We start from the raw sequence: 12,575 nt of genomic DNA on the forward strand, positions 1-12,575 counted from the left end.
TGGTACCGTCGTTAGGCCAGTTGCATCCGGGGCCGCGCCGGTCGGCTGCGCATCAGCAGCAGCACCATGATCGCGATGTTGAGCCCGTTCCACAGGATCCCGTTCACAAAGGCCAGCTGATAGGACCCGCTGACGTCGTAGATCCAGCCGGACATCCAGCCTCCCAGCGCCATGCCGAGGATGGTCATCATCATTACGAAACCAACTCGCGTTCCGGCTTCCTCCGGGGGCATGTATTCCCGCACCACCAGCGCATAGCTGGGAACGATCCCGCCCTGCGCCAGGCCAAAGATGGCGCTGACCAGATAAAGCGAGACCATGCCGTCATAGGGCAGGTATAGAAACAGCGCGATACATTGCAGGATGGAGCCCACCAGCAGCGTGCGTACGCCGCCGAACCGATCCGCGACCAGCCCCGAAATCACCCGGCTGACCACGCCGCCCAGCAGCATCAGCGACAGCATCTCGGCGCCCACCGTGGGGCCGTAGCCCAGCCCGACGCAATAGGCCACGATATGGACCTGCGGCATCGACATGGCGACGCAGCAGCCAATACCGGCTAGACCCAAAACCCACTGGAGCTGGCGCGGCGAGAGCCCGGCCCGGGCCGCGTTGCTGGCGGATGCGGCTGCGCTGTGGCCCAGGGCGTCCACCGGGATACGCCGCCGCAGCACCACGGACAAAGGCACGACCACCAGCAGCGTGACCATTGCCAATGTGGCGTAAACGCTGCGCCAGCCGCTTTCGGCCAGCATATCGGCAAGGGCGGTCGGCCAGATCGCCCCGGAGAGGTAGTTGCCACTAGCCACCAGCGCCACCGCGATGCCGCGCCGCCGCTGGAACCAATGCGAAATATCGGCGATCAGCGGACCAAACCCCGCTGCCGTGCCAAGCCCCAGAAACAGATGCGCCGCCGACAGCCAGAGCATATCCGGCGCCAGCATCGCCAGCCCGTAGCTCACCGCACTGAGCGCCGCCGCCGCGCAGAGCGCCAGCGTGATGCCAAACCGGTCTACCAGACGGCCAATCACCAGATTGCCAACGGCAAAGCCGATCATCGTCAATGTATAGGGAAGCGACGCCGCCGCACGGCCTGCGCCAAACTCGGCTTCGACCGCAGGCATCACCACAATCACCGCCCACATGCCGACATTTGCGACGGTGGCAATGGCCAGCGTCACCAGAAGTCTGGTCCAGGAGTAGCGGCTGTCGAGGATTGCGGATGTAGACATGTCGGCACGCTAGGAGACGCGCCGACATGCTGCAACGATAATAACGCCTGTTACCGGGGGAGAGAGGCCTAAAGGCTGCTATCGTTGCAAAGGGTCTCGGCAGCGACGTCTCGGGCCGCCGCTGCCGATGGTGGCGCTGAGGCATCCCGCGATCCGAAAGGAAAAAGATCGCCGGGCTGCGTTCACGCCACCTGTGGGTGGTGGCCGCGCGAACCGCTTCGCTGGCCGACCCACCCGTAGGCTCAGGGCATGATCACGGTATCAATGACGTGAATGACGCCGTTTTCTGCCTCGATATCGGCGGTCACCACCTTGGCCTCATCGACCATCACGCCGCTGTCCAGATCAATGGTGATTTCGCTGCCCTGAACGGTGGCGGCCTTCATGTCATCGACCAGATCACCGGACATCACCTTGCCTGGCACCACGTGGTAGGTCAGGATCTCGATCAGCTTGTCCTTGTTTTCAGGCTTCAGCAGTTCTTCGACGGTGCCCTCGGGCAGGGCGGCAAAGGCGGCATCGGTCGGGGCAAACACGGTGAAGGGACCGTCGCCTTTCAGGGTGTCGACCAGGCCAGCAGCTTCAACAGCGGCGACCAGGGTCGAGAAATCACCGGCACCCGCAGCCGTGTCGACGATGTCCTTTGCGTGACCACCGGCAAAAGCCGAGGTGGTCAGGGCGAGCGTGGCGGCGGCGGTCAGAAGTGTCTTGCGGATCATGAGTACAGTCCTCTGTCTGGGTTACCTGCCTGTGTCGGCATTGACGGTATTACGGCGAGGTCTGCGGTTTGGATCTGGCGGGTTTCCGCCACCTGCATGTTGACAAGAAAAGCGCGCCGCCTAAGCCGCGCGCTTTTAGAATTTCCACTCACAATTATGTGATTGAACGCTGGATGCTCTTTGCAATTAAGGGGTGATCCAACCCTATTTGCAGAGGCTCAGGCGCCTTCGAATTCGCAGAGCACGGTGACATCCATGCCCAGATCTTCGAGCACCTTGCGGCCGCCAAGCTCCGGCAGGTCGATGATGAAGGCACAGGAGACGATCTCACCGCCAAGCCGCTCGATCAGCTTGATGCCCGCCGCCGCGGTGCCGCCGGTGGCCAGAAGGTCATCGACCACCAGAACCTTCTCTCCGGGCTGGATCGCGTCGTCATGGATCTCCATGATCGCCTCGCCATATTCCAGCTTGTACTCCTGGCTGATGGTGGTGCCGGGCAGCTTGCCCTTCTTGCGGATCGGCACAAAACCGACGCTCAGCTGGTGGGCGATGGCGCCACCAAGGATGAAACCGCGCGCCTCAAGCCCGACAACCTTGTCGATCTGCTCGCCCGCATAGGGGTGCAGCATCTGGTCGATCGCCATGCGAAACCCGCGCGGATCGGCAAACAGCGTGGTGACATCGCGGAACATGATGCCCTCATGGGGGAAATCCACGATGGTGCGGATGTAGTCTTTGACAGCAGTCTTGCGGGCCATGGGGTGTCCCCTTTTTGGTCGTCTGGAATGGGTCGTCTGATCTCTGGCGCCTGCGGCCCCTAGCGGGCGACGCGACCAATGATATGTCGCTGATGCTCTTGGCGCAGGCAAGGGGGCGGATGGGGTGGCTGCTCTCAACCGGCGCGGCTGTGGCCTTTCGGAACCAGCGGCAGAGGCGATAATCAACCGTTACCAGACCGGGCGGTCGGTATGCCTAGGCCGCCTCGGCGGCCCCGGCAGCCGGTCAGCCCAGAACCCGTGCGGCAACCGCATCCAGTTTGGCCAGAAGCGCGGCATCGCGTTTTTCCGGCGCCGTCATGATGGCATGTTCCAGCGCGCGGTCGCAGCCATGCGGGCAGGCCTCGCGGGTCGCCCCCAGCAGCGCAGGCAGCCGCTGCACCAGCGCACGGCCCTTGGCGGAATTGCCGGTCAGGGTGGCGATGATGTCGGTGATCTCCACCGCGCCATGATCCGGGTGCCAGCTGTCGAAATCCGTCACCATGGCGATGGAAGCGTAGCAAAGCTCAGCCTCGCGGGCGAGCTTGGCCTCCGGCATATTGGTCATGCCGATCACGTCGCAGCCCCAGCTGCGGTACATCTTGCTTTCGGCCATGGAGGAGAACTGCGGCCCTTCCATACAGAGATAGGTGCCGCCGCGATGCACAGTGATGCCCGCGTCCCGCGCCGCGGTCTCTGCCGCATCGGACAGCCGCTCGCAGGTCGGATGGGCCACGCTGACATGCGCCACGCAGCCGGTGCCGAAGAAGCTCTTGTCGCGCGCGAAGGTGCGGTCGATGAACTGATCGACAATGACAAAATCCCCCGGCGCCATCTCCTCGCGGAAGGAGCCGCAGGCGGAGATCGAAAACACATCCGTGACGCCGAGCCGTTTCAGCGCGTCGATATTGGCCCGGTAGGGCACTTCGGTCGGCGAATGCACATGGCCGCGCCCGTGGCGGGGCAGGAAGGCCATTTTCACACCATCGAGGTTGCCGGTCAGGATCTGATCCGAGGGCGCCCCCCAGGGCGTCTCAACCGAGACCCATTCTGCGTTTTGCAGCCCGTCGATGTCATAGAGGCCCGAGCCGCCGATGACGGCAATCATTGTTTCCTGTGTCACGTGTTCTGTCCCCTGAAGCTGGTCCTTGCCGTTCTGCCCGAGGAGGCCCCGGTTTGACAAGCGCGACGGGGGATTTGATTGCTGCCGCCCTGTGGGCGGTAGCAAGGCCTTCGGCGAGAGTATTTGGAGAAAGATGACAGGCGGGCGCTATTCGCGCCGGATGATCCCGGTCAAAGCCGCCGCGCCAAGGGCGGTGACGATCCAGCCTGCAAGGGTGAAGGCCCAGCGTGCCCACCACAGGATCACACCCGCCGGGCCACGGGTGGTGGAGGGTGCCCAGGCCTCGGTCTGGCCGAAGTCGATGATCGGAACCACGACGTCGGCGGCATAGGCGATCGCTGAGAAGCTTTCCCAGTCGCGGCCGGGAATTTTGTGATCACTTCAATGACCGGCGGGCTTCGCAGATCGCTCACCGCGGATGTGAGGGTTCAGATCGCACATAACACGATCTGGTGAAGCTCGAGAGCTGGCGGCGATGCGCTTTTCATCTGCTGGGGAAAGCTCGCCTTCCTGCATCGTCCTTAAATCCGTTATCTTGTTGGCGCCTTGCATCACATATTCTCCAATTCCAATGATGAGAACCGTCCGATGGATTGTGGGCCAATCAAAGCGAGGCGAGTGGTTAAGTGCTGCTAAACGCTTAAGTTTAATGTCAGCAGCGCTGCCGCAATGTTTCGCGTGCGAAACATTTGGACAGGAGGGCTGACCCATTGGGCGCTGAGCGGGCGGTAACGGGGGCTGCCCTTGCCCCACTGGCGGAATTCCGCTAGGGGCGGGCGCTAACGATACCCTTTCCCGATCACAGGTGACCCCATGACCCGCGGCATAATGGCGACGCTCGCCAAACAGATTTCACCGCCCAATCTCTCCATCATGCAGGACGAGGGCTTTACCGTGGGCCGTGTGCGCACCGAATTGCTGTCGGGCCTGACCGTGGCGCTGGCGCTGGTGCCGGAGGCGGTTGCCTTTGCCTTTGTGGCGGGGGTGCACCCGCTGGTGGGGCTTTATGCGGCCTTTATGGTCGGGTTGATCACGGCTGTCTTTGGCGGCAGGCCCGGGATGATCTCCGGCGCGACGGGGGCGCTGGCGGTGGTGATGGTGGCGCTGGTGGCCGAGCATGGGGTCGAATACCTCTTTGCCACGGTGGTGCTGATGGGGATCTTGCAGATCTTTGCAGGTGTCATGCACTGGGGGAAATTCATCCGGCTGGTGCCGCATCCGGTGATGCTGGGGTTTGTGAACGGGCTGGCGATTGTGATTTTCCTGGCGCAGCTCACGCAGTTCAAGGACCCGGACAATACCGAGGCCTGGCTGGCAGGGTCGCAGCTGATCATGATGCTGGGGCTGGTGGGGCTGACCATGCTGATCATCTGGGGCACGCCCAAGATCACCGCCATCGTTCCGGCGCCGCTGGCCGGGATCGGCATCGTGGCGGCGCTGGTGATTGCGCTGGGCATTGACGTGCCGACGGTGGGCGATATGGCCTCGATCAAGGGCAGTTTCCCCTCCTTCCACAATCCGTTTGGCACGGGTGAAGGCCTTTACGGCACCGCGCTGGCCCCCTTCACGCTGGAGACGCTGTGGATCATTCTGCCCTATGCGGTGATCCTCGCGGCGATCGGCCTGATCGAGAGCCTGCTGACGCTGAACCTGGTTGGTGAAATCACCGGCAAGCGGGGCGGGGCAAGCCAGGAATGTATCGCGCAGGGGGCCTCCAATGTGGTCACAGGCTTCTTTGGCGGCATGGGCGGCTGTGCGATGATCGGCCAGTCGATGATCAATGTGAAATCCGGCGGTCGGACGCGGATTGCTGGCATTGCTGCGGCGCTGTTCCTGCTGGCGTTTATCGTGGTGGCCTCGCCGCTGATCGAGCAGATCCCGCTGGCGGCGCTGGTGGGCGTGATGTTCATGGTGGTGATCGGTACCTTTGCCTGGAACAGCTTCAAGGTGATGACCAAAGTGCCTATGATGGACGCCTTTGTCATTGTGCTGGTGACCGTGGTGACGGTGATGACCGACCTTGCGATTGCGGTGGTTGTCGGCGTGATCGTCTCGGCGCTGGCCTATGCCTGGAACAACGCCCGCCGCATCCACGCCTATACCCGCGAATCCGCCACCGACAAGGGCGCCAAGGTCTATGAGATCGAGGGGCCGCTGTTCTTTGGCTCGACCGACGGGTTCATCGAGCTGTTCGATGTGGCGAATGACCCGGATCATGTGATCGTGGACTTTGCCCGCAGCCGGGTGGTGGACCAGTCGGCGCTACAGGCGATCGAGGCGCTGGCGGGCAAGTATGAGGCCGAGGGCAAGGCGCTGGTGCTGCGGCATCTGAGCCGCGATTGCCATCAGCTTCTGACCAAGGCCGGGCATCTGATGGTCGATAGCGACGATGACCCTGACTATGCGCTGGCGGTGGACTACTCGGTCAAGACCGGGATCCTGGGTGGCCACTAAGCTGTCCCGTGGCATCTGAAAGAAGAAACCCGCGCACCATCGGCGTCGCGGGTTTTCTCGTTTTACGGTGATTGAACGGCGCTCTTGGGCAAAGCTTGGTCAGTCCGGTGCCAGGGTCTCCAGCATGTCGAGGTCACCGGACAAGAGCGCAGGTTCAGCGCGCGAGATCAGGTCGGCGGGCCAGTCCCACCATTTCAGACCAAGCAGGCGCGCGATCTGCGGTTTGGTGAAGCGGTAGCTGTGGACGGTGCCGGGGTTGCCGGTCACGATGGCGTAGGGCGGGATCGACCCGCGCACCACCGCACCGGCACCGATGATGGCGCCATCCCCGATCCGCGCCCCCGGCAGGATCATCGCGCCATAGCCGATCCAGACATCATTGCCGATCACCGTGTCGCGGGTATCGGGCTGAAATCCGGTCATCTGCGTCTGATCGAACACCGGGAAAGGATAGCAGCTGAGCCCGTCCTGCGCGTGATTGGCAGAGGCGGTGATGATGCGCACGCCCTCGGCGATCTGGCAGAATCTGCCGATCACCACCCGCTCGCGCGATCCGGCAAAGAGATAGGGCGCCAGACGGCTGGCCCAGTCCGACGGCGGTTCAAAGGCGGAGGCATAGGTGAAGGCGCCGATGGTGAAATTCGGGTGATCAATCGCCTCCGACAGCATCACCGTGCCGGCATGGGCGCTGCCATCGGGCAGGGTGATCGGATGGCGTTTCTTTGGGTCGGGTAACGGCATTTCTGGGCCTCATTCATCCGGGCGGGTGAGGGAAAACAGATCCCGCACCACAGAGTAGTCACGGTAGCCAAGGCGCGCCAGCGGCTGGAAGCGGGTCACATCGAAAGTCCCGTCGATCAGGCAGCTGTCGTCGAGATGGACGCCGACCACCTCGCCAAAGACCACCTTGTTGGCGGCGCCGGGAAGGGTCACGATCTGCGTCAGGCGGCATTCCAGCGCAGCCGGGGCGGCGGCGACACGACCGCAGGGAATGGTTTCGCAGGCGGCCATCTCCAGACCTGCGTGGGCAAATTCATCCACCCCCTTGGGCAGGGCTGCGGAACTGGCGTTCATTGCATCCCGCAGCGCGTAGGAGACAACATTGACGCAGAACACGCCGGTTTCGGCGATATTGGCCACGCTGTCCTTGGTGCCGTCCTGATCGTCCTTGGCCGAGGTGGAGGCAAACATCACCTGCGGCGGTTCATAGGCGACGGCATTGAAGAAGGAATAGGGCGCCAGATTGTTGGTGCCATCGGCCGCACGGGTGGAAATCCAGCCAATGGGGCGCGGGGTGACAATGGAGTTGAACGGGTTGTGCGGCAGCCCGTGGCCGCTCTCGGGTCGGTAGAACATATGCTGGTCTCCAAGTCTGAGCCGGAGCGGTAGCCTGCTGGTATTGCTTGCGGATCCGGCTGCCGGGGTTTGCCCAAGGCTTACGCCCGTGTTAGGGCGATGACCAGCCTGCGTGAAGAGTTTGCAGCGCGCTGTGGGGCAAATCCCTCGGTGGTGCTGGGCTGGTCAGCGGGCGGTGACGGCGACGGGCGTGGAGGCGGGCGCGTGATTGAGTTGAAGGCAGAGCAGCCCGAGGACCGCTGGGAGGTCGAGGCGCTATATGACCTGTGCTTTGCGCCCGGTCGCGAGGCGCTGTCGTCCTATCGTTTGCGCGACGACGTGCCGCCGGTCAGCGGGCTGAGCCAGGTGGCGCGCGATCAGGGCGGAATTCTGGCCGGGGCGATCCGCTTCTGGCCGGTGCGGATTGGTGAGGCGGGCCTGCCGGCGCTGCTGCTGGGGCCGGTGGCGGTTCACCCGACCCATCAGGGCGAGGGGCTGGGCGGCGCCCTGATCCGCGACAGTCTGGCCAAGGCGGAGGAGCGCGGCTGGAGCAGGGTGCTGCTGGTGGGCGATGCGCCGTATTACCGGCGCTTTGGGTTTTCGCTGCTGCCCGCGGTCGAGATGCCGCCGCCGACCAACCCGGAGCGGGTTTTGGGTCTGGATCTGGCGGCTGGCGGCTGGGCCGATGTGCGCGGCAGGGTTCTGCGCTGGAGCGGGCCGCAGATCCCCGGCTGATCGGGGCTGATCGGGGTGGATCGCAGGCGCAGGTTACCGAGATCTTGAAATACGGGCCGGGAAGACAAACATTTTTTTGGCAACATGAGGTATGCCATGACCGAGATCCTGACTCCTGATACTGCCCTGACCACGCCGCTGGACGCTGCTGCCGTGGAGGCGGAGCTGGAGGCGCTGGCCAAGCGTTACCGCGCCGCCGGTGGGCTGGGCATCCAGATCCTGAACCTGCTGGGCGGCTCGGTTGACGGGCTGCTGGACAAATTGCCTGCGCCGGTGCGGAGCCGGTTGAACGGCGCCACCGAGCAGGCGCTGCAACTGGCGATGCAGGGGGCCAGCGGATCGCGCCGGGTGGTGCCGGATCAGCCGGCGGCGGTCAACCGCGCGGTCAGCGCCGCGATGGGCGCGGCGGGTGGCATGGGCGGTTTGCCCGGAGCATTGGTCGAGCTGCCCGCAACCACGGCCTTCCTGCTGCGGAGTATTCAGGGGGTGGCGGCAGAAGAGGGCTTTGACCCGGAGGCCGAGGGCGTGCGCTTTGACTGTATCCGGGTGTTCGCTGCTGCCGGTCCGCTGGCGGCTGATGATGGCGCGGATCTGGGGTTCCTGTCACTGCGGCTGGGGCTGACCGGGGGGGCGGTGCAGAAACTGATCGCGCAGGTGGCACCCCGTTTCAGCATGGTTTTGGGCCAGAAGCTGGCCGCGCAGACACTGCCGGTGCTGGGGGCCGTGGCCGGGGCCACGACCAATTTCGTCTATTCGGGCTATTATCAGGAAATGGCGCGGGTCCATTTTGGTCTGCGTCGTCTGGCGGTGGCGGCGGATCAGCCACATGAGACATTGGTTGCGCGCCTGCAGGACCGGTTGCTGGCACCACGGTAGCAACCCGCCCCCGAAGGCGGTTGCCGATCTGCGGCGGTCTGATGTGGAACACCGGCAGCGGGCGCTTCTGCCCTTGCACTTGTGGGGATTGCAGATTTAATCATCCCCTCCTGATGAAGAGTGATGACGATGATACAATACGCTCTGAAATGCGCTGAAGGACACAGTTTTGACAGCTGGTTCCAGTCGGCAGCCGCTTTTGACAAGCTGGCAGCGGCGGGGATGGTGGCCTGTGCGCAATGTGGATCCAGTCAGGTGGAAAAGGCAATCATGGCGCCCCGCGTGCGCCCCGGCCGTACGGCGGTTTCGCCGGTCGGTGAGGCAGAGTCGCGTGCCGCTGCGGGGGCTGTCGCGCCGCAGCAACCTGCACCACAGGCGGCTGGAACGCCGGGCGCGCTGCGGGCGGTTCCACCCGGTGCGGGGGCGCTGAGCACCCCATCGGGAGAGCTGGAGGCTGCGGTGGCGGAGCTGCGGCGCAAGGTTGAGAAGAATTCAGATTACGTCGGTAAGGATTTCGCCAATGAGGCGCGCGCCATGCATCTTGGTGATGTGCCGGAGCGGGCGATCCACGGTGAGGCCCGGCCGGAAGAGGCGCGGGCGCTGATCGAGGAGGGCGTGCCGGTGCTGCCGCTGCCCTTCCTGCCCAATAGAAAAACCAATTGAAGGAAGAGCATGTATGCATGTCGTCGTGACAGGAACCAGCCGGGGCATTGGCCGCGAATTGGTCGCGAAGCTGCGGGAGGATGGTCACGAGGTGACGGGCACGTCGCGCGATCATTCCTCCGGTGTGCGGCTGGATGTGACCGATCCCGGCCAGCAGGCGCGGTTTGCCGCCCAGCTGAAGGGGCGACCGGTTGACCTGCTGGTGTGCAACGCCGGCGTCTATCTCGATAAATCAATGGCGCTGGAGGATTACTCTGCCGAGGTCTGGGGCAAGACGCTGGCCGCCAATGTCACCGGGGTCTTTTTGACGGTGCAGGCGCTGTTGCCGAACCTGCGGCTGGCGGCGGATCCGAAGATCGCGATCATTTCGTCACAGATGGCGAGCCATGCCCGTGCGCCCGGCGGCAGCTATGCCTATCGCGCGTCAAAGGCGGCAGCGCTCAATATCGGGCGCAATCTGGCGACGGATCTGCTGCCGGAGGGCATCGCCGTCGGGATCTATCATCCGGGCTGGGTGCGGACGGATATGGGCGGCGAAGAGGGCGACATCTCGGTGCAGGAATCGGTCGCCGGGCTGCTGCATGAGTTTGACGTGCTGAGCACGGAGACCACGGGCTGTTTTCACACCTGGGATGGCCGTATCCACGCCTATTGAGCGTGTGAGTGAAGACCGGCTGAACAGATCGGCGCGGAAACGAAAAAGGCCGGAGCATTCGCTCCGGCCTTTTTGGGTTTGCAGAGCCCCGCAGGGCGGTGGCTGGCCGTGGCTCAGTCCCAGCAGCTGACCAGAACGGTCATGCCGCTGGCCTGACGGGTCAGCGCCCCGACCGGCAAGGCGGTCGCCTCAGCGCTGGCGTCAGAGGCGGTGACCCCGGCGCTGCTCAGGGCGGCGCGCAGGGTATCGGCATTTGCCGCAAAACTGACCCCTTCTGGCAGCTGGGTGGCGCCTTTGGTCTGGCTCAGCAATATGCCCTGCACGGCGCCATCGGTGGTCAGCACCGGGCCGCCCGCATCGCCCGGCTGGCTGCTGAGTTGCAGACGCGAGACACCGGGGTTGCCGGACAGATCCTTTACATCCTGCAAGCTGCCCCAGCTGAGGCTGGGGGCGCCGAGGACGCCCTCGTAAGAGAAGCCGGAAACCGCGATATCGGACTGAAGACGGGCGGAGGCGCTGGCCAGTTTGGCGACGGCCATCGGGGCCAGCGCCTCAACCGGGCGCAGCACGGCGATGCCGGTGGCGGTGTCGGTATAGGCGACCTCGGCCTGGTAGTCGTGATCCAGTGTCACCCGGGTGCAGCCTGCAACCACATCGGCGGTGGTCGCCACGCTGCCCTTGGCATCGACATAGAAGCCGGAGCGCGACAGGCGCGGCTTGCGCACGTCAAGGCCCGAGATCAGATCGACATTCTGCGGGGCATCGGCACCGGCGGCGGGATCCAGAACGCCGTCGATGCGTTCGAAGCTGGCCGACATCGCTGCCAGCACGCGGGCGCGCCGCTCGTCGTCACCGGTCGGCCAGACCAGCGTGAAGCCCTTGATTTCGCCATTGGCGAGCCGGGCCTCGGTATAGGAGACGATGCCATTTCCGCGGCCTTCCAGGGTGAAGCTGTCGCCGCTGCGCTGGCGCGGACCGTCCAGAGGGACGATCTCCAGCGTCTGCATGATGTCGTAGAGACCGTAGAGCGTGCGCCGGTCACCGGGCTGGCTGATCAGCAGCAGCTGCGCGCCGAGATCGCCGCTGCTCTTGAACAGGGCAAAGGGAGATTCGTAGCGATCAAAGGTCACTTCACCTGCGGGGATCTGCATCGAAATCCCGGCTTTGGTATCGGTGAGGGGGGCCATGCCAACCGAAATCAGCGGCGCGTTATATTCATCCATCAGCGCCTGACGCTGGGCGGTGGTCAGCACACCGGTGGGCGCGTAGCCACGGGCCGACTGCCAGTCCGACATGGAGCCACGCGTGCCGCGACCAAAGGCGCCGTCGATGGTGGAAGTATAGAAACCGGCGGCCTTGAGCGCGATTTGCAGATCCATGCGTTCTTCACGGGTGAGACGGGATTCGCTGCGGCGCGCCTCAGCCGGGGTCTCATCGGGGAGCACAGTTTCGACCGGTTCCGCCGGGGCCTGGGTCACCACTGCGGGGTCGATCGGCTCCAGAACCGGGCTTTCGACGGTGGCCTGTGGTTCGGTATTGGCGGTGGCGGCTGTCGGGTAGAACTGATTGCCGAGGTTGCTGCTTAACGCGATGAAGCTGTCGCGCGGGATCTGCCGTTCGGCGCGGTAGACCTGAAGCACCCGGTCGGCATCGCTGCGGGTATAGGGGCCAAGCAGAATGCCATACCAGCCACCGCCAAGCGAGAAGCCGGAGACATCGGGCAGCCGCGCGGCAAATTCCTGCGCTTCGGCCTGGGCTTCGCGCAGGGAGGCGCGGGCGGCAACCTGGATCCAGACCGTCTCCTGCGCGGATTGTTGGGTGCCGGTCTGGGCGGTGGCAACACCTGTAAAGGCGGATGCCAGCGCCATCAGGGACAGTGCCAGCGTAGCAATCAAACTCTTCATCAAAAGGCCTCTATCGGGGTGATCGGTCGTTGGCGCGCACATAACCACTTTCGCGCCGCGAAGGGAACTCCTCTTCGCAGGGGGAAAACCCGGCGGATGGCGCCAAATTCGGCTGATGTGGCCT

The 12,575-nt window shown here is 64.2% G+C and carries 13 protein-coding genes; 5 read left to right on the top strand and 8 right to left on the bottom strand.

Annotation, left to right across the window (positions count from 1 at the left end):
* Positions 1 to 11: 11 nt before the first annotated feature.
* The 5 genes from VWZ85_RS15655 to VWZ85_RS15675 form a co-directional block, all read right to left on the bottom strand.
* Positions 12 to 1,232 (bottom strand): CynX/NimT family MFS transporter, encoded by a 1,221-nt coding sequence (locus tag VWZ85_RS15655; RefSeq protein ID WP_416543172.1) that lies wholly within the window; start codon positions 1,230 to 1,232, stop codon positions 12 to 14.
* 242 nt (positions 1,233 to 1,474) lie between these two features.
* The gene (locus VWZ85_RS15660) at positions 1,475 to 1,951 is read right to left on the bottom strand and encodes a fasciclin domain-containing protein (RefSeq protein ID WP_416539348.1); all 477 of its coding nucleotides are present in this window, start codon (positions 1,949 to 1,951) and stop codon (positions 1,475 to 1,477) included.
* A gap of 218 nt (positions 1,952 to 2,169) precedes the next feature.
* Positions 2,170 to 2,709 (bottom strand): adenine phosphoribosyltransferase, encoded by a 540-nt coding sequence (locus VWZ85_RS15665; RefSeq protein WP_008563170.1) that lies wholly within the window; start codon positions 2,707 to 2,709, stop codon positions 2,170 to 2,172.
* Positions 2,710 to 2,953: 244 nt separating this feature from the next.
* Positions 2,954 to 3,814 carry an S-methyl-5'-thioadenosine phosphorylase gene (locus VWZ85_RS15670; RefSeq protein ID WP_416545171.1) on the bottom strand — a complete coding sequence of 287 codons (861 nt, stop codon included), beginning with the start codon at positions 3,812 to 3,814 and terminating at the stop codon, positions 2,954 to 2,956.
* 162 nt (positions 3,815 to 3,976) lie between these two features.
* Positions 3,977 to 4,144, bottom strand: coding sequence for a hypothetical protein (locus VWZ85_RS15675; RefSeq protein ID WP_416588998.1), 168 nt, complete (start codon positions 4,142 to 4,144; stop codon positions 3,977 to 3,979).
* Positions 4,145 to 4,642: 498 nt separating this feature from the next.
* Here VWZ85_RS15675 and VWZ85_RS15680 point away from each other — a divergent pair, with 498 nt between their 5' ends.
* Positions 4,643 to 6,283, top strand: coding sequence for a SulP family inorganic anion transporter (locus VWZ85_RS15680; protein WP_416535776.1), 1,641 nt, complete (start codon positions 4,643 to 4,645; stop codon positions 6,281 to 6,283).
* Positions 6,284 to 6,382: 99 nt separating this feature from the next.
* Here VWZ85_RS15680 and VWZ85_RS15685 read toward each other — a convergent pair whose 3' ends face one another.
* On the bottom strand, positions 6,383 to 7,024 hold the full coding sequence (locus VWZ85_RS15685; RefSeq protein WP_416539344.1) for a CatB-related O-acetyltransferase: 642 nt from the start codon (positions 7,022 to 7,024) through the stop codon (positions 6,383 to 6,385).
* Positions 7,025 to 7,033: 9 nt separating this feature from the next.
* On the bottom strand, positions 7,034 to 7,639 hold the full coding sequence (locus VWZ85_RS15690) for a flavin reductase family protein (protein ID WP_416589000.1): 606 nt from the start codon (positions 7,637 to 7,639) through the stop codon (positions 7,034 to 7,036).
* Between the two features lie 204 nt (positions 7,640 to 7,843).
* On the opposite strand from VWZ85_RS15690, the gene VWZ85_RS15695 reads away from it, so the two are divergent.
* The 4 genes from VWZ85_RS15695 to VWZ85_RS15710 all read left to right on the top strand — a co-directional run bounded on the left by VWZ85_RS15695 (position 7,844) and on the right by VWZ85_RS15710 (position 10,547).
* Complete coding sequence (locus tag VWZ85_RS15695; protein ID WP_340546284.1) at positions 7,844 to 8,353, top strand: GNAT family N-acetyltransferase; 510 nt, start codon at positions 7,844 to 7,846, stop codon at positions 8,351 to 8,353.
* A gap of 96 nt (positions 8,354 to 8,449) precedes the next feature.
* On the top strand, positions 8,450 to 9,229 hold the full coding sequence (locus VWZ85_RS15700) for an EcsC family protein (protein WP_340544674.1): 780 nt from the start codon (positions 8,450 to 8,452) through the stop codon (positions 9,227 to 9,229).
* Positions 9,230 to 9,358: 129 nt separating this feature from the next.
* Positions 9,359 to 9,892, top strand: coding sequence for a DUF1178 family protein (locus VWZ85_RS15705; RefSeq protein ID WP_416589382.1), 534 nt, complete (start codon positions 9,359 to 9,361; stop codon positions 9,890 to 9,892).
* Between the two features lie 13 nt (positions 9,893 to 9,905).
* Positions 9,906 to 10,547 (top strand): SDR family oxidoreductase, encoded by a 642-nt coding sequence (locus VWZ85_RS15710; RefSeq protein WP_340544676.1) that lies wholly within the window; start codon positions 9,906 to 9,908, stop codon positions 10,545 to 10,547.
* Between the two features lie 113 nt (positions 10,548 to 10,660).
* Here VWZ85_RS15710 and VWZ85_RS15715 read toward each other — a convergent pair whose 3' ends face one another.
* Entirely contained in the window at positions 10,661 to 12,451 is a 1,791-nt protein-coding gene (locus VWZ85_RS15715) for a serine protease (protein ID WP_416589003.1), read from the bottom strand.
* Positions 12,452 to 12,575: the final 124 nt, after the last annotated feature.

Source organism: Phaeobacter sp. JH20_29 (assembly GCF_048056175.1).
GTDB classification, from domain to species: Bacteria; Pseudomonadota; Alphaproteobacteria; order Rhodobacterales; family Rhodobacteraceae; genus Phaeobacter; species Phaeobacter bryozoorum.

What these genes read in the sequence shown, in the direction of transcription:
- VWZ85_RS15680 (WP_416535776.1), top strand. Translation starts at nt 4,643, where the DNA reads ATGACCCGCGGCATAATGGCGACGCTCGCCAAACAGATTTCACCGCCC.
- VWZ85_RS15705 (WP_416589382.1), top strand. Translation starts at nt 9,359, where the DNA reads ATGATACAATACGCTCTGAAATGCGCTGAAGGACACAGTTTTGACAGC.
- VWZ85_RS15715 (WP_416589003.1), bottom strand. Translation starts at nt 12,451, where the DNA reads ATGAAGAGTTTGATTGCTACGCTGGCACTGTCCCTGATGGCGCTGGCA.
- VWZ85_RS15670 (WP_416545171.1), bottom strand. Translation starts at nt 3,814, where the DNA reads ATGATTGCCGTCATCGGCGGCTCGGGCCTCTATGACATCGACGGGCTG.
- VWZ85_RS15665 (WP_008563170.1), bottom strand. Translation starts at nt 2,709, where the DNA reads ATGGCCCGCAAGACTGCTGTCAAAGACTACATCCGCACCATCGTGGAT.
- VWZ85_RS15690 (WP_416589000.1), bottom strand. Translation starts at nt 7,639, where the DNA reads ATGTTCTACCGACCCGAGAGCGGCCACGGGCTGCCGCACAACCCGTTC.
- VWZ85_RS15660 (WP_416539348.1), bottom strand. Translation starts at nt 1,951, where the DNA reads ATGATCCGCAAGACACTTCTGACCGCCGCCGCCACGCTCGCCCTGACC.
- VWZ85_RS15700 (WP_340544674.1), top strand. Translation starts at nt 8,450, where the DNA reads ATGACCGAGATCCTGACTCCTGATACTGCCCTGACCACGCCGCTGGAC.
- VWZ85_RS15685 (WP_416539344.1), bottom strand. Translation starts at nt 7,024, where the DNA reads ATGCCGTTACCCGACCCAAAGAAACGCCATCCGATCACCCTGCCCGAT.
- VWZ85_RS15655 (WP_416543172.1), bottom strand. Translation starts at nt 1,232, where the DNA reads ATGTCTACATCCGCAATCCTCGACAGCCGCTACTCCTGGACCAGACTT.
- VWZ85_RS15710 (WP_340544676.1), top strand. Translation starts at nt 9,906, where the DNA reads ATGCATGTCGTCGTGACAGGAACCAGCCGGGGCATTGGCCGCGAATTG.